This is a genomic window from Mucilaginibacter ginsenosidivorax (genome assembly GCF_007971525.1).
Classification (GTDB): Bacteria; Bacteroidota; Bacteroidia; order Sphingobacteriales; family Sphingobacteriaceae; genus Mucilaginibacter; species Mucilaginibacter ginsenosidivorax.
This window is the reverse complement of sequence record NZ_CP042437.1, coordinates 2,233,973-2,253,534: the sequence shown is the minus strand read 5'-3', so window position 1 is coordinate 2,253,534 and position 19,562 is coordinate 2,233,973. Positions and strand designations below refer to the sequence as shown.

The 19,562-nt window shown below is 40.6% G+C and carries 19 protein-coding genes; 14 read left to right on the top strand and 5 right to left on the bottom strand.

Features of this window, described 5'->3' with window-relative positions; translation table 11 throughout:
* From FSB76_RS09475 to FSB76_RS09440, 8 genes are all read left to right on the top strand, one after another.
* On the top strand, positions 1 to 924 hold the full coding sequence (locus FSB76_RS09475) for a ParB/RepB/Spo0J family partition protein (RefSeq protein ID WP_147053342.1): 924 nt from the start codon (positions 1 to 3) through the stop codon (positions 922 to 924).
* Between the two features lie 327 nt (positions 925 to 1,251).
* The gene (locus FSB76_RS09470; protein WP_147053341.1) at positions 1,252 to 1,932 is read left to right on the top strand and encodes a DUF5683 domain-containing protein; all 681 of its coding nucleotides are present in this window, start codon (positions 1,252 to 1,254) and stop codon (positions 1,930 to 1,932) included.
* Between the two features lie 112 nt (positions 1,933 to 2,044).
* Entirely contained in the window at positions 2,045 to 2,794 is a 750-nt protein-coding gene (dapB, locus tag FSB76_RS09465; protein ID WP_147053340.1) for a 4-hydroxy-tetrahydrodipicolinate reductase, read from the top strand.
* Positions 2,795 to 2,808: 14 nt separating this feature from the next.
* The gene (lepB, locus tag FSB76_RS09460; RefSeq protein ID WP_147053339.1) at positions 2,809 to 4,266 is read left to right on the top strand and encodes a signal peptidase I; all 1,458 of its coding nucleotides are present in this window, start codon (positions 2,809 to 2,811) and stop codon (positions 4,264 to 4,266) included.
* 1,323 nt (positions 4,267 to 5,589) lie between these two features.
* On the top strand, positions 5,590 to 6,141 hold the full coding sequence (locus tag FSB76_RS09455; protein ID WP_147053338.1) for a hypothetical protein: 552 nt from the start codon (positions 5,590 to 5,592) through the stop codon (positions 6,139 to 6,141).
* An 89-nt stretch (positions 6,142 to 6,230) separates the two neighbouring features.
* Entirely contained in the window at positions 6,231 to 6,425 is a 195-nt protein-coding gene (locus FSB76_RS09450) for a hypothetical protein (RefSeq protein WP_147053337.1), read from the top strand.
* A 26-nt stretch (positions 6,426 to 6,451) separates the two neighbouring features.
* Positions 6,452 to 6,661, top strand: a complete 210-nt coding sequence (locus tag FSB76_RS09445) for a hypothetical protein (RefSeq protein WP_147053336.1) — start codon at positions 6,452 to 6,454, stop codon at positions 6,659 to 6,661.
* A 57-nt stretch (positions 6,662 to 6,718) separates the two neighbouring features.
* Positions 6,719 to 7,474: an ABC transporter ATP-binding protein gene (locus FSB76_RS09440; protein WP_147053335.1), complete on the top strand. Its 756-nt coding sequence runs from the start codon at positions 6,719 to 6,721 to the stop codon at positions 7,472 to 7,474.
* Between the two features lie 1,071 nt (positions 7,475 to 8,545).
* Here the strand turns inward: FSB76_RS09440 and FSB76_RS32695 are convergent.
* The gene (locus FSB76_RS32695) at positions 8,546 to 8,674 is read right to left on the bottom strand and encodes a hypothetical protein (protein ID WP_262713507.1); all 129 of its coding nucleotides are present in this window, start codon (positions 8,672 to 8,674) and stop codon (positions 8,546 to 8,548) included.
* A 182-nt stretch (positions 8,675 to 8,856) separates the two neighbouring features.
* On the opposite strand from FSB76_RS32695, the gene FSB76_RS09435 reads away from it, so the two are divergent.
* The 5 genes from FSB76_RS09435 to lepB (FSB76_RS09415) all read left to right on the top strand — a co-directional run bounded on the left by FSB76_RS09435 (position 8,857) and on the right by lepB (FSB76_RS09415) (position 15,245).
* Positions 8,857 to 9,378, top strand: coding sequence for a peroxiredoxin family protein (locus FSB76_RS09435; protein ID WP_147053334.1), 522 nt, complete (start codon positions 8,857 to 8,859; stop codon positions 9,376 to 9,378).
* A 73-nt stretch (positions 9,379 to 9,451) separates the two neighbouring features.
* Positions 9,452 to 11,602, top strand: coding sequence for a peptidase domain-containing ABC transporter (locus FSB76_RS09430; protein ID WP_147053333.1), 2,151 nt, complete (start codon positions 9,452 to 9,454; stop codon positions 11,600 to 11,602).
* A gap of 59 nt (positions 11,603 to 11,661) precedes the next feature.
* A complete protein-coding gene (locus FSB76_RS09425; RefSeq protein WP_147053332.1) occupies positions 11,662 to 11,865 on the top strand; it encodes a hypothetical protein in 204 nt (67 codons plus the stop codon).
* Between the two features lie 750 nt (positions 11,866 to 12,615).
* On the top strand, positions 12,616 to 13,752 hold the full coding sequence (gene lepB / locus FSB76_RS09420; RefSeq protein WP_147053331.1) for a signal peptidase I: 1,137 nt from the start codon (positions 12,616 to 12,618) through the stop codon (positions 13,750 to 13,752).
* Positions 13,753 to 13,781: 29 nt separating this feature from the next.
* Positions 13,782 to 15,245 carry a signal peptidase I gene (gene lepB, locus FSB76_RS09415; RefSeq protein ID WP_394349432.1) on the top strand — a complete coding sequence of 488 codons (1,464 nt, stop codon included), beginning with the start codon at positions 13,782 to 13,784 and terminating at the stop codon, positions 15,243 to 15,245.
* 138 nt (positions 15,246 to 15,383) lie between these two features.
* On the opposite strand, the gene FSB76_RS09410 is transcribed toward lepB (FSB76_RS09415), so the two are convergent.
* From FSB76_RS09410 to FSB76_RS09395, 4 genes are all read right to left on the bottom strand, one after another.
* Positions 15,384 to 15,920 carry an RBBP9/YdeN family alpha/beta hydrolase gene (locus FSB76_RS09410; RefSeq protein WP_147053329.1) on the bottom strand — a complete coding sequence of 179 codons (537 nt, stop codon included), beginning with the start codon at positions 15,918 to 15,920 and terminating at the stop codon, positions 15,384 to 15,386.
* 33 nt (positions 15,921 to 15,953) lie between these two features.
* Entirely contained in the window at positions 15,954 to 16,439 is a 486-nt protein-coding gene (locus tag FSB76_RS09405; RefSeq protein WP_147053328.1) for an SRPBCC family protein, read from the bottom strand.
* Between the two features lie 84 nt (positions 16,440 to 16,523).
* Positions 16,524 to 17,960, bottom strand: coding sequence for an asparagine--tRNA ligase (gene asnS / locus FSB76_RS09400; protein WP_147053327.1), 1,437 nt, complete (start codon positions 17,958 to 17,960; stop codon positions 16,524 to 16,526).
* Between the two features lie 52 nt (positions 17,961 to 18,012).
* On the bottom strand, positions 18,013 to 18,504 hold the full coding sequence (locus FSB76_RS09395) for a hypothetical protein (protein ID WP_147053326.1): 492 nt from the start codon (positions 18,502 to 18,504) through the stop codon (positions 18,013 to 18,015).
* A 177-nt stretch (positions 18,505 to 18,681) separates the two neighbouring features.
* Between FSB76_RS09395 and FSB76_RS09390 the strand changes: the two genes are divergently transcribed.
* Entirely contained in the window at positions 18,682 to 19,542 is an 861-nt protein-coding gene (locus FSB76_RS09390) for a DMT family transporter (RefSeq protein ID WP_147053325.1), read from the top strand.
* Positions 19,543 to 19,562: the final 20 nt, after the last annotated feature.

Genomic DNA, 19,562 nt, shown 5'->3' with positions numbered 1-19,562 from the left:
ATGAGTAGTGAAAGAAGAAATGCCCTGGGCAAAGGATTAAGTGCGCTGTTGAATGACTCGGTAAACGTACAACCATACCAAAACAAAAGCACCAAAAAGGAAGAGGCATCAACTTCGGCCGCCGAGGTGAGCAGCCTTGGCTCGGTTAATGAGATCAGACTGGATGAGATAGAAGTAAACCCTTTTCAGCCCCGTACTGATTTTGATGAGCTTGCTTTAAATGAACTGGCCGACTCCATTAAGCTGCAGGGCCTTATACAGCCTATAACCGTTAGGCGTATCAACGCCCATAAATACCAGCTGATATCCGGCGAACGCCGTTTTCGTGCATCAAAACTGGCCGGGCTAACCCAACTGCCTGCTTATGTGCGTACTGCCAACGACCAGCAAATGCTGGAAATGGCCCTCATTGAAAACATCCAGCGCGAAAACCTGAATGCTATTGAAGTAGCCCTGAGCTTTCAGCGGATGATTGAAGAATGTAACCTGAAACAAGAAGAGCTGGGCGACAGGGTAAGCAAAAACCGGTCGACGGTTACTAACTACCTTCGTTTATTAAAATTGCCGCCAAGCATCCAGGCATCTATCCGCGATGGTGCGCTTACTATGGGCCATGCCAAGGCTCTCATCACTATTGACGATCCGGCCAAACAATTATATCTGCATCAGCATATTATTCAGCAAGGCTTATCGGTTCGTAAGGTTGAAGAATTAGTTAGGGAAATGCAGAAGGCCCCCGTAAAAAAGGAAGGCAAGCAACCCGAGCCTGTTTCATATCAGCTACAAAAAATACAGGACGATTTAGCTTCAAAATTCAGTTCGCGGGTAACGCTTAAGTTAGGCGCCAAGGGCAACGGGGTTATCGAAATTCCTTTCTTGTCAGAGGATGACCTTGGCCGTATCCTCGAGATGCTGGATTGGTAGGTTATGAGAATCAAGAGTTAAGAGTCAGGAATCAAGATAGAAGATAGCCTGACTCCTATACAATGCTGATAGACATAATTAAAATACAAAAAATAAAAAGCCGGCTGCTGATAAATTCTTATCAGCGGCCGGCTTTTTTTATATAATAGTTAATGTGTATATAATAATTACTGGCTAAACCTGTTAATGATTTGTTTAATAAGGTGTTTTTGTAACGGCGGGATATAGCTTCTTAATCCGGCTATAAAAATTACCTTTGTAATCAAATAAAAGCGGGCCTCTTATCAAGTTTTAAAAGCCTGGGTTTATTTAAATTTTATCAGCTGCATGTATAAATATTTGTTAATTATTGGTTTTGTTATGCTATTTGCTTTTGCGGCCAACGCGCAGCAACAACATGCAGATACCACATCGGTAGCCAAAAAAGATACTTTTAAAAAGGCGTCGGGCACCGCGCCGGGCTCTTTTGCACCGCCTATAAAAAAAGAGAAGGAATACCACCCCGATAGTACCCACAGCCCGCACAAAGCGGTAATGCACTCGCTGATGATACCCGGCTGGGGGCAGTTGTATAATCACCGCTGGTGGAAAGTGCCTATCATTTATACAGGGATAGGCCTGTTGGCTTCGGCAGTAATATTTAACCAGCATTACTATAACGAGTTTAATATACTTGCCCATTATTATAAAAGCGGCGTGGCGCCGGTAAAAGGCGACGCCTATTACGATGAGTACATAGCCTACACCAATAATAAAGTGCCCGCCCAGAATATATATGATGCGCTTGACAGTTACCGACGCAACCGCGATTTAAGTATCCTGGGTATTTTAGGCGCATGGGGTATTCAAACCATTGATGCCTATATTGATGCCAAGTTTATCCACTCGTACACGGTTGATAACAACTTTGCTTTTAAGGTTAGCCCGGGAATGATTAACCAACCGGTTTATGCGCAAACTGCTTTTGGTAGCTATATTCCGGCTGTAAAAGTTACCTTTACGTTTTAGGAGCATGGGTGTAGTTGCTATCAATTAAGAAATTAGACTATTATTGTCTTTTATCTTAATTCTTGACGCTAACAGCCCGACTCTTGATTTTATCTCAATACATACATTCAAAATGAAAATAGCGTTACTGGGCTACGGAAAAATGGGCAAAATGATTGAAAAAATTGCCCTTAGCCGCAATCATGAAATTGTTTTAACCATCGATCAGGATAACCTGCATGAATTAACTGCCGAAAACCTGCAAAAGGCCGATGCTGTTATTGAATTTAGCATGCCCGCAACGGTTTTGGGCAATATTAAACATTGCTTTAACGCAGGCGTACCCATAGTAGTAGGCACCACCGGCTGGTATGATAAGCTTGATGAGGTAAAACAGCAGTGCGCGGAAAGTGACGCCTCGTTAATGTATGCCACCAACTTCAGTGTAGGAGTTAACATATTTTTCCATATTAACCGGATGCTGGCTAAAGTGATGAACAACTACCCATACTATGATGTACAGGTAGAAGAAATTCACCACATGCAAAAGCTGGATGCCCCGAGCGGCACCGCTATCACTATTGCCGAAGGTATAATCGATAATCTTGACTCCAAAAAAGATTGGCTGAATGTGCTGACAACCGACGACCGCGCAGACGATCAAAATCCGCTGCCAGATCAGTTGTTGATAGAATCATTGCGGATTGATAGCGTACCCGGCACCCACACCGTTATCTACGATTCGGAAGTGGACACCATCGAATTTAAGCATACCGCCCATAACCGCAGCGGCTTTGCCCTTGGCGCGGTTTTAGCTGCCGAATGGATACAGGCTAAAAAAGGCTTTTACACGGTTGATGCTATGTTCGATTTTAAAAGCTAATCCCGTTTTTGTCAATGGATATAGCGGGTTACGCAGGCGTTTATTTACTGTTGGCCCCTGTATTGTTATTGATGCAGGTTGGGCTTTGGAAGCTTTTTAAAAAAGCCGGCCGTCATGGCTGGGAATCCTTGATTCCAATATACGCTACCTATGTAATGCTTAAAATAAGCGGTAGGCCCGCGTGGTTGCTACTATTGTTATTGATACCGGGTATTGGGGTTATTGTAGCTATTGGCATCACCATTGATTTTGTAAAAAGTTTTGGCAAAACAAAAATGCGCCAGATTGCCGGCGCGGTACTTTTGCCATTCATATTTTTGCCCAAATGGGGTTTTGATAAAAATACCCGGTACCTGGGCCAATCGGCCAGCGATGAATTTCGCGAAGAATATCACCATTTGTTACGTAAATCATCGGCTCGTGAATGGGCCGAAACTGTTTTTTTTGCGGTGCTTGCAGTAACGCTTATCCGTTTGCTGCTTATCGAAGCTTATACCATACCATCTTCATCTATGGAAAGCTCGCTTATGGTGGGCGATTACCTGTTTGTGAGTAAGCTTAGCTACGGTGCCAGGTTGCCTATGACACCAGTTTCGTTTCCGTTTACACATAATACCATGCCCGGCATGGGTATCAAATCATATTGGGAGGGCATCAAGCTGCCCTACTTCCGGTTGCCGGGTCTTGGCGATATTAAAAGGGGCGATGTGGTGGTTTTTAACTTCCCGATGGAGGCCGATTCGCCATGGTACCGCCCGGTTGATAAACGCGAGCACTTCATTAAACGCTGCGAGGCAATACCCGGCGATAATGTGCGGCTAATAAGTGGCCAGGTGTATATTAACGGCCGGCCTGTACCGCCGCCGCCCAATGCCGAAATGGAATATGCCGTGAATACCGACAGTAACACATTTAACTTTAATCCCGAACTGATATATAAACTTCACATATCCAATATACAACCATTTACCCGTACCAACTATGTGATGAACATGACGCGCCTATCATCGCTGGCGTTAAAAAAAGTAGCGGGTGTTAAATACATCAGGCCTAACATCCAGTTTGGGGGCGTGTATGATCACGAAGTATTTCCGCACAGCCCAGTCCACCGGTGGAACGTAGATAACCTTGGCCCTTTCACCGTACCCAAACGTGGCCTCACCATAAAATTAGACACCCTTAACCTCCCCATTTACCGCCGCGCCATCGAAGTTTATGAAAACAACAAGCTACAGTTAAACGGCAGCAGTATTAGTATTAACGGCCGCCAAACCAATACCTACACTTTTAAAATGGATTACTACTGGATGATGGGCGATAACCGCCACAACTCTATCGATTCCCGTTTCTGGGGTTTTGTGCCCGAAGACCATATTGTAGGCAAAGCCATCTTTGTGTGGATGAGCTGGGATACCAATGCACCCTTTGCCGATAAAATACGCTGGGATAGGGTGATGCGGATAATCAGGTAGAGATTGTAGATGTACAGATTTCAAATTACAATTATCGCCGGTAACATAAGGCGCCCCGGTTTGTGTGTTTATATAATAACCGCCCGGGCGTTTAATAGCTGCCTGGTAATTGTCAAAGGGTATAATAACCACTTTAGTTTGTGCGGCCTCGGTACCATTGGCAAACACGCTTACCGGGGAATCCTGCAATAGGGTCGTTATTGTTTGCGGCAAGGCTTGCATTAACACTAGCTAATTTGGAAGTGCTGAAGCCAAAACCCATTGGCGATTAACCCCCCCCCCGGCAACTGCATTTGCCCTTTGAATTATTCAAATCACAAAGCATCCGCCCGGAAGCCTTGACCCAAAGAATGTGGCGCAGGGCTTTTAGTAGCAAAAGGCCTGTGGTCTCTTTACAACATTGATTAAAAATTAAAGGAAACAGTAAGATTCGATATCGGACGACAGGTGTTGGATGTTCAATCGTTGGTAATTTCTTGACTTAATAACAGTACGGATGTGGCGGTTTAGGACTTATTTTCCAGTGTTAGGGATAATGGTCTGGATTTTTTGCTTGCTTGCAAGTCATAAGTTCCGGCTGTCATCTACTGCTGTATTTAATGCAAATTGTTGGTATACAAAAAATTAACGGAAAAGTATAAATACCTCATTATTGTATTTAAAAGGTATTAGATATTAAAATTTACTACTGTTTTTATCGTGATTTATTAAAGTTACCAATTGATATTATGATATATACAATAGCGTAAATGAGACACCAGGCTATCATGTAAAATACTTCGATTTGAAATTATTTTAATTTTACATTAATTAAAAATGGAAAAATTTCGCAGATACTTATCAATACCATCATGCCCCAACCCTAAATAGCCAACTCCATTATAAATCTTCATGAATTTTTTTGTATAATGTTTTATGTTTATTAAAAAGTAATTTTAATAAATTAATTTCAAATCGGATATAATTTTGAAAAAATTACCATTATAAACTTAAATATTCGCTATTGTGAATTAATTTTTTGATAGTTCGAATTATTTTTATTTAGATATATCTATTAATTCTGAAAATTAGTATTTTCCAATTTGGGCTCAGGAAAACAAATTGAAAAAAAAAATACTATGTTTTTCTTGAAAATATTTTTTTTTATTGAAAACGATTATATATCTTGTGACGTTCAATTTTTAATTAACACTTAAACTTATTTTCCTTATGAACCTAATACTTGTCACTTACAAGGATTTTAATTCACTTAAAACGTACTATTTGTTTATAATCTTTTGTATATGCGTAGTTGCTTTAACTGCTGTATTTAATTTTATATTAATGTCAGATACGGTAATATATAACTATTATTCACAGCAGCTTGGCGCAGATAGGATAGAGGAGTTTATTAACCTTCAAAAAAAATATCAGTATTTAGGGTATATCATATTGCCAATTTGTTACTCAATTAAATTCTTTTTAATCAGCATGTGTTTAATGGTTGGAGCTATTTTTAGCAACTTCAAAATAAGCTTTTCAAAGATTTTTAAAATCGTCATTATCAGCGAAACCATCTTTCTTATCCCTCTCATTATTAAAATAATTTGGTTCTCTTTTTTTAAAACACGTTACACCTTATTAGACCTCCAGCTTTTTTCGCCGTTTTCATTACTAAGCCTGGTTGATATTGCTAACGTTAAGAAATGGTTCTATTATCCGCTTTCAACAACCAATATTTTTGAAATCATTTACTGTTTTAGCCTGAGTTATTGCTTAAGCAATCAATTGGGCTTGCCAATTAAAAAAACAGGGGTTACAGTTATATCGTCATACGGAGCAGGTTTGCTTGTATGGACCATTTTTATAATGTTTTTGAGCATTAACCTGAGTTAATACTCAATGAAAATACTTATGAAGTAAACTTCATAACAGCGGAAACCGAAAAGCTGATAGAGTAGGTACAATTACAACTTAATTTTTTTATGAAATCTTTGGAACTTGAGAAGATGGCGTTAATCAATGGTGGCTCGAAAGACGGGCTTGCCACAGGTGCCGGAGTTGCATGTGGTCTTGCAATTTCAGGTGGTGTATTTGGTGGTTTTGGCATTTTTGTAACCGGTGCCATATTTGGGCCAACCTGTATTGGATTGGCTATTGGAGCTGCTGTTAGTAACTAATTATTTAACCTTAAAAAACAAAAAAAATGAGAAATCTAGAACTTATCGAACTCGAAGAAATTCAGGGTGGGTCTGCAGCGGCAGGTTTTTGTGCAGGCTTAGCGGCTGGTGTTTCAGTAGCAGGCGTTGCAACATTATTAGGAGCAACTGTGGCAACAGGCGGCGTAGCTGCCTGGGTAGTTGCCGGGGCTGGCGTTGGATGCGCCGCTTATGGTATTTACTCGCTATTCTCTTAAATTTTTTGAGGGGTTGGAAGATGTTTTCCAATCCCTCTTAATTGCGCATACACGGATATGATTGAACTAAAAAATATATGCAAAGCGTTTAGCGAAAAAAAAGTGTTAGATGGCATTAATATTACGGTTAACCAGGGGGAATGTTTGTGCCTGATTGGGCCCAATGGTGCCGGGAAGAGCACCATTTTAAATGTAATACTTGGCATATTGACACCCGATTACGGGGAATTACAGATAATGGGAGAAACATACTATGATAAAAGTAATACTATAAAGGGGAAAATTGGGTGTATGCCCGAAAAATCGTTATTAATTGAGGACCTATCCGGATATGATTTTTTAATGCTGCACGGGCTGCTGTTGAGCATGAAAAGGATAGATTTAAAAAATAAGATAAATGATTTAATCGATCTGTTTTTTGACGATAAGAGCTTAATCAATAACACGATATCTACTTATTCAACAGGGAATAAAAAACGCCTTGAATTTTGTGCCGCATTATTAAACTCGCCCGGTATTCTTATTCTTGATGAGCCTTTTAATGGACTTGACCCGGTATTTGTTGATAAATTGATACGGGTTTTTAAATTAATGATGTTAAAGGGAAAAACCTTACTCATCTCAAGCCACGATCTCTCTTATATTAAAGAGTTAGCTACAGATGTAGCCCTTATTAGCCACGGTAAGATTATCATAAAGGAAAAAAAAGACAACTTTTACGCCCAGGGCGAAACCGTATTGGAGAATTTTTTTAAATACTTACCCAAAGAACACATAAGGCCTGATGAAGTACTACTCCCCAACTGGATTTAAATTACGTCAATTATTTTCTTTATTAAAATTTTTATCAATACTGCTATCCAAAAAAAAGGTAATTGTAAGCCATAAAAAAACCGACAGAGTGTTGGTGGGCCTAATAATTCTGCTGATAGTTTTTGATGGTTTTATATTCGGCAAGTTAAACGACTTGTTACTTGCAAAGCATGTTAAATTTAATTTAATATCGGCACTTTCACTGGCTACCGGGGTAATTATTATTGTAAAATACATTTTTCCAACATTCAGGACTATTCGTTTTGTTGATAATCCTTATTATAACTTAAACCCGGTTATAAAATATTCGGTGAGTCTTTTTCGCGACTTGTTCTCGTTTTTTTATATGGTGATATTGCTTTTTTTTATTTGCTTCGCCGCCTTTTCCAAATCTGTTGTCTTTACAGACGTTTTTGCTGTTTTACTGTTGTTATTCGTATATTTTCATATAAACCGTGCCATAAGATCTGTTTTCGAATCCAGGTTTAACATTAGTCATATTGTTTACCTTTTTTTGAGCATATTAACTGTTTGGCTATACTTTTTAAAATTTTCCAATTTTTATTTGTTAACGCTATTGGTGTTAATTTTTATCGTTTCCTATCATTCTTATGGGCAGATTGCTGTTCAGTCCAAGGCATTATCCATAAATATCAAATCAAGAAATACTAATACGTCAACCATAGTATTACGATATTTATTATCGGCTAATAAAATTCGGTCTAGCATAATTCTGTTGTACCTGGTAAAATTGGTTTATTTACTCGGTACGTCAACAGGCCTGTTGAAATTTATGGCTGGATACCAGTTTTTTTACCTTGTTTGTATTTTACCCATATTATTGTTTACCTATCTCTTTAACAACATATTCGCATTTGGTGTTGATTTATATCGTAACGTTTTTTTTAGCAGGAATATTCATAAAACTATAATCAGAACCTATGTATATCCATTAATAATGGTGTTGCTGCCGTTAGATTTATTGATTGATATACTAATATTCATTTTGCAGGCTGTTTGGGGCCGGTACTTTAAAATTATAGTTCCAATTGATTATCGCTTCTTTCTACTTTACTTCTCAGTTTGTTTAAGTTTAATAGCTATGTCGCTGGTGTTCTCTTTAAAATATCCCAAAACATTAGTCGACTCCATAAACAAACAAACCAATACAAATTTTATCAGCTCGCTTATAACGCTCATTGTTGGGATAATAGCAGCGGTAGCTTTATACTGTCAAAACACTGTTCTAATTTGTTCAGTTGCTTTGTTAAATGTTGCTGTCTGTATAGTTTTCGCTGGCTATTTTTTTAGGCAGGCAGCAGCTAATTTTAATAAACCTTTGATTTCAACCTAAAGTATAATCGAACCTCTTTTTAATAAATATGAAGAAAAAAATCATAGCGGTCTGTTTAGGCATTATTGCCATAGTTGTATCAGTATTACTGTATAGTATAATTATAAAAATGAGGTTTAACTCAAAAATGGAATCACAGTTGGGCGTTCCTCCTAACATGAAATTTCGGCTGATGCAGGATAGTACCAAATATTTTCTTTCAAAAGATATCCCCAAAAAACGTCCATGCATTATTATTTACTACAATACCATGTGTGGCTCCTGTCAGTATGAAGCCGGGGAGTTGGTAAAACATCAAAGTGCATTTAGTAATACTTCAATAATAATGGTTTCCAATGAGCCCTTCGCACAAATTGATAGCTATTTTAAAGGATTTAAACTTGGCAGCTTAAAAAATTTAACCATGCTAAAATCTGATGACGATGAGTTTTACAAGGCTTTTGGCTCCCGCAGAACCCCTGGTATCTTCATTTATAATAAAGATTTAAAGCTTGTTAAAAACTATTCAGGTGAAACAAAAATTTCTGCGCTTACCCAATGGTTAAATTAAGAGCAGATGCAATTAAAGCAACAATATTTCAGATAAATTAACAATTATTTGTTTGCAAAATAATTATGCAGGTATGAATAAAAAGATTAGAAAATCATTCACTAAACAGCATGATCAATCTGATTGCGCTGTCGCATGCTTACTTTCTGTAGTCAGATACTATAACGGCGATGATTCTTTTGAAAATATAAGACAAATAAGCGGAACCTCCGTTCAAGGTACTACCATGCTCGGCCTTTATAGGGCTTCGCAATCGCTTGGGTTTAATGCCGAGGCATTTGAGGTTGATGACATAGCCGAAATAAAAAAAAATGATGGTCCTTGTATATTGCATGTTTTGGTAGATGGCTATCTGGAGCATTACATAGTTTTATATCAATATGGACCGTCTGGATTTTTAATTGGCGACCCCGCAAAGGGCGTTTCTGAAATATCAGAGGCCGAACTTTTAAAAATTTGGCAAAAAAAATACATGCTGCGGCTGTCTTGTAACGAAGCCTTTAATGAAAGGAAAACTAAAAGAGGCAGTAAGTTGGCGTGGATTAGGGGATTGATTGATGATGATTTAACATTGTTGTTTGCTACTGCCTTTATGGGCTTAATAATCGCTGCACTGTCTCTTTGCATGCCCATACTTTCGCAAAAGCTGATAGATAATGTTTTACCCGAGCATAATACATTTAAATTATCGATTAGCTTGATTTTGGCAACTATCCTGTTAGTAACAAAAAGCGGGGTGAATTACCTCAGGTCGGTAATGTTGTTGAAGCAGGGTGTAGCATTTAACAACCGTATTACTAATAAATTTTACAGCCTGCTATTGTCATTGCCTAAGAATTTTTTCGCCAATAGGAAAACCGGCGATTTAATATCGCGGTTAAACGATACTTACAGGATTCAACAAACCATTAGTTTTTTGGCAGGTTCGGTTGTTATTGATTTACTTATTGTTATAGTTTCTGTTTTTTATGTTTTTAATTTTGGCGTCGTCATTGCGCTTTGCACTTTAGCAAGTATTCCTCTTTCTTTTGCGTTATCAAATATATATTCTGATAAAATATTAGCCGGACAAACAGATGTAATGAAGGCCTATGCCCGGAATGATAGTAACTATATTGATTCTATCCAAGGTATTGAAGTTATTAAAATGTCGGGACTTGAAAAAGGGTTTAGCCGGGTTACGCAGAACTTTTTTAAAATGTTTCAATCCGAGCTTTATAAACTTGGAATAACCAAAACCAGGTTAAATTGGTGGTCAGAAATTATTGGGATAGTTTTATTGATGACCATTTTGACCTGTAGTTCGCTATTGGTGATAAGTCATCAACTTAAAATAGGCGAGTTAATGGCTATACTAACAGTAACATCGGGCATTATATCGGCAGTTGTTCGCCTGGCCATGTCAAATATTCAAATTCAGGAAGCTAAAGTTGCCTTCAATAGGATGTATGAATTTGTTTATTTAGAAGGAGAACAAAGTTTAAATCCGGATAGCGGCGCGGTTAAAGGGGGCAGCATTAATTCTATTGTTATAAAAGATATATCATTCAGATTTATTGGGCGCCCAAAGTTGTTAGATAAAGTTTCTTTTGAGCTAAACAAAGGGCAAATTTTTGTTATCCTTGGAAAAACAGGTAGCGGCAAAAGTACTATCTTTCAAATTTTGCAAAAATTTGCCTTTATCGAGTCCGGGCAAATTACCATAGATGGTCATGATTTGAATGCTTATGATAATGCCAGCTGGCGATCAAATGTTGCGGTAGTGCCCCAGGATATTAAGTTTTTTAACTGCAATCTGCTTCAAAATATAGCCTTGAATTTTGATATCCAGGAACCAGGCCCAGACCTTACCTATTTGCAGGAGGAAATGGTTAAAGTTTATAAATTTTGCGTAGAGTACGGCTTTGATAAGTATTTTAGTTTATTTCCGCAAGGATACGGCACTTTATTGGGTGAAGACGGCGTCAGTTTGTCAGGGGGGCAAAGGCAGTTGGTCGCCTTTGCCAGAGCGCTTTATCGCCAACCCCAATTGCTTTTACTTGACGAGGCTACGGCATCAATGGATAGCGAAACCGAAAGCTTTATTATCAAATTGCTGGATAACTTAAAGCAAAAAATGCTAATAGCTATGATTACACACAATATCGGCTTAGCAGAAAGTCTTGGCCCTATATATAATATCGATCAAAAAAAATATTTAATTAAGGCTGATGTTGTTATCTGAGGGTTAAATTTGGTTGTTTTTTTATATTTTAGAGAAATGTTTGTTAATAATTAAATGCTATGAAAATTTGGGGAATGTTAGGAGTTATAGGAGCTGGGTTAATATTGATTGTTGCGGTTTTATACCTGGTTCCAAACCTGAGGATGGAATATCCCGGATTGTACAAATACTCATGGAAAGTACTTATAATTTGGGGGATAATATTTGCAGGATATTATCTGATGTTTTTACTGAAAAACAAGTATAATGTTGTTGATAAATAGGGCGCAGCACTTGAAGATGAGCAAGTTTAATGCCCCAATAGCAACCACTTATAAAAGAATCCATTTTTAGAGAAAAGCTGAACGCTTAACTTAAGATAATGCAGATGTGCTATCAGAAACTGGTAGCCCTCGGGCATTTCAATTTTTACCCGGCTGTTTCCGCCGAACACCTTGAGTTTTTAACCAAATTGGCATTATTTGTTGCAAAGCAGTCCGTGATGATTACTATTAGTTTTGTTTTGGCTTTTTCGGAAAGCGAAATACATAGTAAAGTAGAATACTGACCATAACTAAATTTATCTGTTCCTTATTTCGATTTCGGGGTATTTCTTATTTGGCTTTTGATATATGTGATGCAATTAGTTATTCGCTCTGCAGGTAAATTTTACTGACCCCATTAGCGGATACCGTTCGCTTAAATAATCAACCCGCCGCATAATTCTGTAGCTAAGGCAGCCACCCTGATAATGTGGTGCATACTCGATATCATGCACCAGGATTGATGGAAAAATGCAATTTTGTGCCTTTCAGACTTCCCAGCAAAAGACTTTTGTCCTTAATCTTCATATTGCCTTTTTGAAATTGCATATTTGCATCGCAAAGCGGGTAACATATCGCTTACAAGACAGTCATAGAGAAACAATTAATAATATATTCATCAAAAAATAAACAAATTTGTAAATCAGAGGAATGCATCTGACACAATCATCTGCACATCTGAAATCTGCATATTTGCACATCCGATTAAAAATGAACTGGAAATTCTGGAAAAAAGATAAAACCACGCCGAAAAAGAAAAAAGGGGCCGTGCGCGAATGGGCCGATGCCATTTTGTTTGCAGTGATAGCCGCTACCCTTATCCGTACACTTTTTATTGAAGCCTATGTTATCCCCAGCGGATCGATGGAGGGCTCGCTGCTTGTTGGCGATTATTTGTTTGTAAGTAAGGTTAACTATGGCGCACGGATGCCTATAACGCCATTGGCTGTGCCGTTTACTGCGCACACCATACCGTTTACCGAAACCAAATCGTACCTGGATGTGCAATTGCCTTATTATCGCCTGCCAGGTTTAAGCGACATAAAAAAGGGCGATATTGTGGTGTTTAACCTGCCCACGGAAGCAGATTCGCCATTGTACCGGCCGGTTGACCGCCGCGAGAATATCATTAAACGATGCCAGGGTACCCCGGGCGATACACTGAGTTTGGTTAACGCGTTGGTGTATGTTAACAGTAAACCCAGGCCGCCTGTTGAAGCTGGTAAAATGGCCTATGTTATAAAAACAGATGGCAGCGGAATAAACCCTGATGTAGTTAACGAATTGCACCTGGAAAGTTTTGGCGCTGTTGACAACACTACTTTTACAGCCAATGCTACAGTTGAATCGGTGAGGCAGTTAAAAACTTATTCCAATGTAAAATCGGTGACGCCCAATATCGCTATTAAAGGCCTGGTCGACGACGCAAACCCGGTATATCCGCTATCGCATCCAGACTATCAGCTGGGCGCCATGCCACACTACAACTGGAACGTAGATAACTTTGGCCCTGTAATTATTCCCAAAAAAGGCTGGACAGTTAAGCTGGATAGCCTTACCTTCCCAATATATGGGCGGGCTATAGCTATTTACGAGCACAATACTGTAAAAGTTGTTGGCAGGGATGTTTTTATAAACGGAAAAAAAGCCGATACTTACACCTTTAAAATGAACTACTACTGGATGATGGGCGATAACCGCCATAACTCCACCGATTCGCGCTATTGGGGCTTTTTGCCCGAAGATCACGTAGTTGGCAAGGCCTTGTTTACCTGGATGAGTGTTGATAGTACGGCATCGTTTGCAAATAAAATAAGGTGGAGCAGGTTGTTCAGGGGTATAAAATAGCTGTTACTTAAAGAAAATATATAGTGAATATTATAATTGCGTTTTTGTTATTTGTGGTTCTGCCTTTTATTGGTTTATATAAATTATTTGAAAAAGCCGGCAGACCGGGGTGGGAGGGTGTAATACCCCTTTATAATATTTACATTATGATAAAGCTGAGTGGCAGGCCGTTATGGTGGCTGGCGCTCATGTTACTGCCGGGATTAAATATCCTGGTGTTTATTGGCCTGATGGTCGATTTTTTAAAGTCGTACGGTAAATTTTCATTAGGCGAACATATTGGTGGCGTTGCGCTTCCCTTTATATTTTTGCCAAAATGGGGTTTTGATAAAGATACTAAGTATGTTGGCCCATCGGCCAACCTGGAGTTCAGGGAAAAATATAAAAAAGCACTTAAGAAAACGGTTACACGCGAGTGGGCTGATGCCATCATTTTCGCGGTGATAGCTGCTACCCTGATCCGCACACTGTTTATCGAAGCTTACGTGATCCCGAGCGCATCTATGGAAAGCTCGCTGCTTATTGGCGATTACCTGTTTGTAAGTAAGGTAAACTACGGCGCACGATTACCCATGACACCTATAGCCTTTCCGTTTGCGCACCATACCATGCCCCTTATTAATACCAAGGCTTACTGGGATGGCATCGAGCTGCCTTATTACCGCCTGCCCGGTTTAAGCGACATTAAAAAAGGCGATGTAGTGGTATTTAATTACCCGATGGATGCCGATGCCCCTTTAAGCCGCCCGGTTGATAAACGCGAGAATTTTATAAAGCGCTGCCAGGGTACACCCGGCGATACGCTGAGCGTGGTGAACGCCCAGGTGTTTATTAACGGCAAAGCCAAAACAACTCCTGTAAATGGCGAAATTACTTATCGCGTACAATACGACGGGACGCCAATTAACCCCGACCTGATAAGCGACCTGCACCTGGCCGATATTGCCACAACCGATAGGGCTAATGAGTTTGTAACAAACACTACTGTAGCGTCGGCCAATGCTTTAAAAGGGTACGCGAATATAAAATCAGTTACCCCCGATTTGGCTAAGCCCGGTGCTTCTGACGGATACACTGTCTTCCCGTCGAAATACCCTAATTATAAAATTACCCCAAACTTCCCCCGTTTTACCTGGAACCAGGACAACTACGGGCCTATCATCGTGCCTAAAAAAGGCTGGACAGTGAAGCTGGATAGCCTGACATTCCCGGTATACGGCCGCGCTATCGAAATTTACGAAGGCAACAAAGTTGAAGTAGTTGGCAAGGATATCCTGATTAACGGTAAAAAAGCCGACAGCTACACCTTTAAAATGAACTACTACTTCATGATGGGCGATAACCGCCATAACTCTGAAGATTCACGTTTCTGGGGTTTTGTTCCCGAAGATCATATTGTGGGCAAGGCCCTGTTTATCTGGATGAGTATTGATGACCAGGCCGGCTTCCTGCACAAAATCAGGTGGAGCAGGTTGTTTAATGTTATTAGGTAGGTAATAAAGTCAAAATTCAAAAGTCAAAAAAAGGCAGGTAAGTAATGAGCTTTCTGCCTTTTTTTATAAAGGGTTAACTAAGCTGAATTAGATTTAAATATACGGCTTGCCTTTGGTCTTTCACCTTTTACCTTTCGCCTATAATTCGTCAAGTCCCCGCAAAAGTTCCAGGCCTGCTGCCCATTCTCCTAAGCCCGATGAGGCGTTAATATGGCCAGCATCACCTATGTTCACCAGCTTGCTGCCCCAGGCAGTAGCAAATAGTTGGGCGCGTTGGGGTGTTACATAAAAATCGTTGGTGCTCATTACCGTGGTACTTTTAAACGGCAGGTTTATGAGCGGCACGGGTGCAAAGCCGGTTGTTCCGGTTGGGTAGCTTTCGGCTTCGGTATCGCTTGGGGCAACCAGCAGGGCGGCTTTAATGGCTACGTTATATTCCTTTGCCCAGTAGGCAATGGTGGCGCAGGCCAGGCTATGGCCTACCAATATCAAATCTTTAGCGTCATATTTGTCTACATAAGTCTGCAGGGAAGTTATCCAGTCGGTACAAACGGGTGTTTCCCAGTCTTGCTGTTCCACACGGGTAAAACCAAATTGCTTTTCCCAAAGTGATTGCCAATGCTGCGGCCCCGAATTACCCAGCCCCGGGATGATGAGGATAGTTGATTTAAACATGATTTTACAAGATTAACAGGCTTTTTTGGAAGCTTAACGCCACCTTCCAACTCCCCCTTCAGGGGGACGGGGGGCTTCAGCCGCTTTTTTAATTTCCCGGTTGCGTTGTTCCAATAACCGGGTCATATAACGTTCCAAAAACAGGAAGTTAGCTATAATTCCTAAAAATCCCAAGGGGGCATCAAACATAAAAATATCCTTCATCAGGGTTTGGTTATTGATGGGATAAAAATAATGTTCGTGACGGAAGGCTTTAAATACGCCCTCAACCATTTCGTCGGTGAAGTAATTGGGATATTCCATTTCGGTAACCCCGGAGGTTAAGGTTTGCCATATGCCGAAATGCTTTGCCCTCCAGGTAACGGTTTCGCCCAGCTCAATCAGTCCGCTGGTTCGGCCGGCCACAGCAGTCTCGCCGCTTTGCTGCATCGAATCTACATGCATATCAATGCTCCTGGCCAGGTCGAAACACCGGGCAACGGGGGCATTAATGTGGGTGGCTAATTCGATAATGGGCATGGTCAAGCCCCCTCTAAATCTCCCCCGGCAGGGGAGACTTTTATTTTAAAAGCCCTCCCTGCCGGGGAGGGTTGGGAGGGGCTGTTAAAATTCCGCATTCTTCGGGAATCTTGGGAAAGGGATCACGTCACGGATGTTGCCCATGCCGGTAACAAACAGCACCAGGCGCTCAAAGCCTAAACCAAAACCAGCGTGCGGGCACGAGCCAAAGCGGCGCGTATCCAGGTACCACCAAAGCTCATCTTTAGGGATGCCCATTTCGTCCATGCGTTTTTCTAACAGATCCAAACGCTCTTCACGTTGCGAACCGCCTACAATTTCGCCTATGCCCGGGAAAAGGATATCCATAGCGGCTACCGTTTTGCCATCGTCATTTTGGCGCATGTAAAACGATTTGATCTCTTTAGGGTAATCGGTCAGGATCACCGGCTTTTTAAAGTGTTTCTCAACCAGGTAGCGTTCATGCTCACTTTGCAGGTCGGTACCCCAACCTTCCACAATATATTGGAATTTCTTCTTTTTATTTGGTGTCGATTCTTTTAATATTTCGATAGCCTCGGTGTAAGTAAGGCGTTCAAAATCGTTATCTAAACAAAAGTTCAGCTTCTCTAACAAAGTCATGTCAGAGCGCTCGTTTTGCGGTTTTTGTTTTTCTTCTTCCTGCAGCCGCTGAGATAAAAACTCAATATCATCCGGGTTTTTATCCAGGGCAAATTTGATCACGTATTTCAGCATGTCCTCGGCAAGGTCCATGTTATCATGCAGGTCGTTAAAGGCCACTTCCGGCTCAATCATCCAAAACTCGGCCAGGTGGCGGGTAGTGTTTGAGTTTTCGGCACGGAATGTTGGTCCGAAGGTATAAATATCGCTCAGGGCCATTGCGCCCAGTTCGCCTTCCAGCTGGCCGGATACGGTAAGGTTTGTTGATTTGCCAAAAAAGTCTTGTTTGTAATCTACCTCGCCGGTATCGGTTTTGGGCACATTGTTCAGGTCGAAATTAGTTACGTGGAAAGCTTCGCCCGCGCCTTCGGCATCCGATTGTGTGATAACCGGGGTATGCAGGTAAATAAAACCACGCTCCTGGAAAAACTGGTGCACCGCGAATGCCAGGCTGTTACGCAGGCGGAATATAGACCCAAAAGTGCTGGTACGGAAACGCAGGTGAGCGTTTTCCCTCAAAAATTCAAGGCTGTGTTTTTTGGGTTGGATAGGATATTTTTCAGGATCGCTGTCGCCTAAAATTTCAATATCCTGCGCTATAACTTCAACCGTTTGGCCTTTGCCTAACGACGCTATGAGTTTGCCCGATACGCTTAGTGCCGCGCCAACTGTAATACGTTTTAGCAAAGCGGCATCGGTGTTTTCAAAATCAACAACAATCTGGATGTTATTATTAGTTGAGCCATCATTCAAAGCAATAAAACGATTTGACCGGAAGGCACGAACCCACCCTTTAACTGTTACATCAATATCCGTTTGCTGGCTTTGCAGCAATGCTTTGATCTTTGTGCGCTGACTCATAATGTGTAATTATGTATAAAATTGTGTATTTTTTTGAGCCGCAAAAATACAATTAATTATGTAATGTAACTTTGAATTTGCCATCTAAAAAACTTACACTATCGGCCCCGGCGCCCGGCTGACTATCATATGTTTTGATGAATTTCAGGTCGAAAAAACCTTGTATAATCATATCTGCCTGGTTAACCGATATAACGCTTACCGAGTTTAAATGGGTAGGGCTAAGGGCATACTTTTTGGTAATAGCGCCGTTTTTTTTGAGCAAGTAATACCCCTGGTGGTTTTTAAGCGGATAATAGCCAACACCGCCTATGCTTAGTTTAATTGAAAAAGTTTCTTCTTCGCCGCCCTGGGTTTGGGTTCCGGCTATGGTTGTTGTATCGCCCAGTATATTGGAGGCAGCGGGTTGTATCTCCCATTTGACACCGTTTTTATCAGCAATAATAAAATCGGGCGTTACCGGTACTACGCAGCAAGATTTTTTGGCGCAGGAGCTCAAAAGCAATAAGGCAGCGCAAAAAAATGAAAGCAGGCATTTTTTCATAACAGTGAAACAGCAACAACGGTTGATGATAAAGGTTGTACTAAAGGTATACAAATTAAAGGATATGCATTAGCGTATTTAATTTGGGCGCAAAGTTGCCCTATGATATATTCGATGGTTAAAGCACCCGGATGATGAGCTATTTGCTTAAGTTTGCCGCTCAATTAAAACGTTATCATGAACCCTAAAGTGAGCCTGGTTATTGGTATTTTATGTATCTCGTTTTCGCCAATATTTGTGAAGCTTGCCGGGGTATCGCCAATTGGTTGCGCCTTTTACAGGGTGTTTTTTGCCTGGCTTTGTTTGCTGCCCTATTGCATCATTAAAAGCAAACTCCGGGTTAAAAAAAAGCAATTGGTAATTGCCATCATAGCGGGCGTAATTTTTGCCGCCGATGTAGCCGTTTGGAATTTATCATTGTTAAAAATAAGCGCCACCGTATCAACGCTAATTGCCAACCTGGCACCGGTTTGGGTTGGGTTGTTCAGTTTCCTGCTATTCAAAAAAAGTTCGGGCAAGTTATTTTGGATAGGTACCGTTGTGGCCATAACAGGCATGGTGGTGCTGGTGGGTTATCAGCATATTTTACACCTGGAGCTTAACGCGGGTATTTTGCTTGCCGTACTGGCCAGCCTGTTTTACGCTACGTACATCATGACATCAAAAAACATCATGGGCGGCATTGATGTATTTACCTTTATGTTTTACAGCATGATGGGGGCAAGCGTGTTCCTGCTGGTTGTTAATGATTTTATGGGCACAAGCATTTTGCATTTCCCGGTAAAAGTTTGGCTGTGCTTTTTGGGTATGGGGGTAATTTGCCAGCTTGTTGGCTGGCTTACCATCAATTATTCTTTACGCTACCTCGAATCGACCAAGGTATCTATCGCCTTGCTGAGTCAAACTGTTTTTGCCGCCATATTGGCCGCTATTTTATTGAACGAAAAGCTGGAACTGAACGAGATTATCGGTAGCGTAATTGTGCTGGCCGGCATTGCGGTAACATTTTTAAAGCGCAGGCAAGTAAGCATGGCTTAGGTTAAGGATATAATTTATTA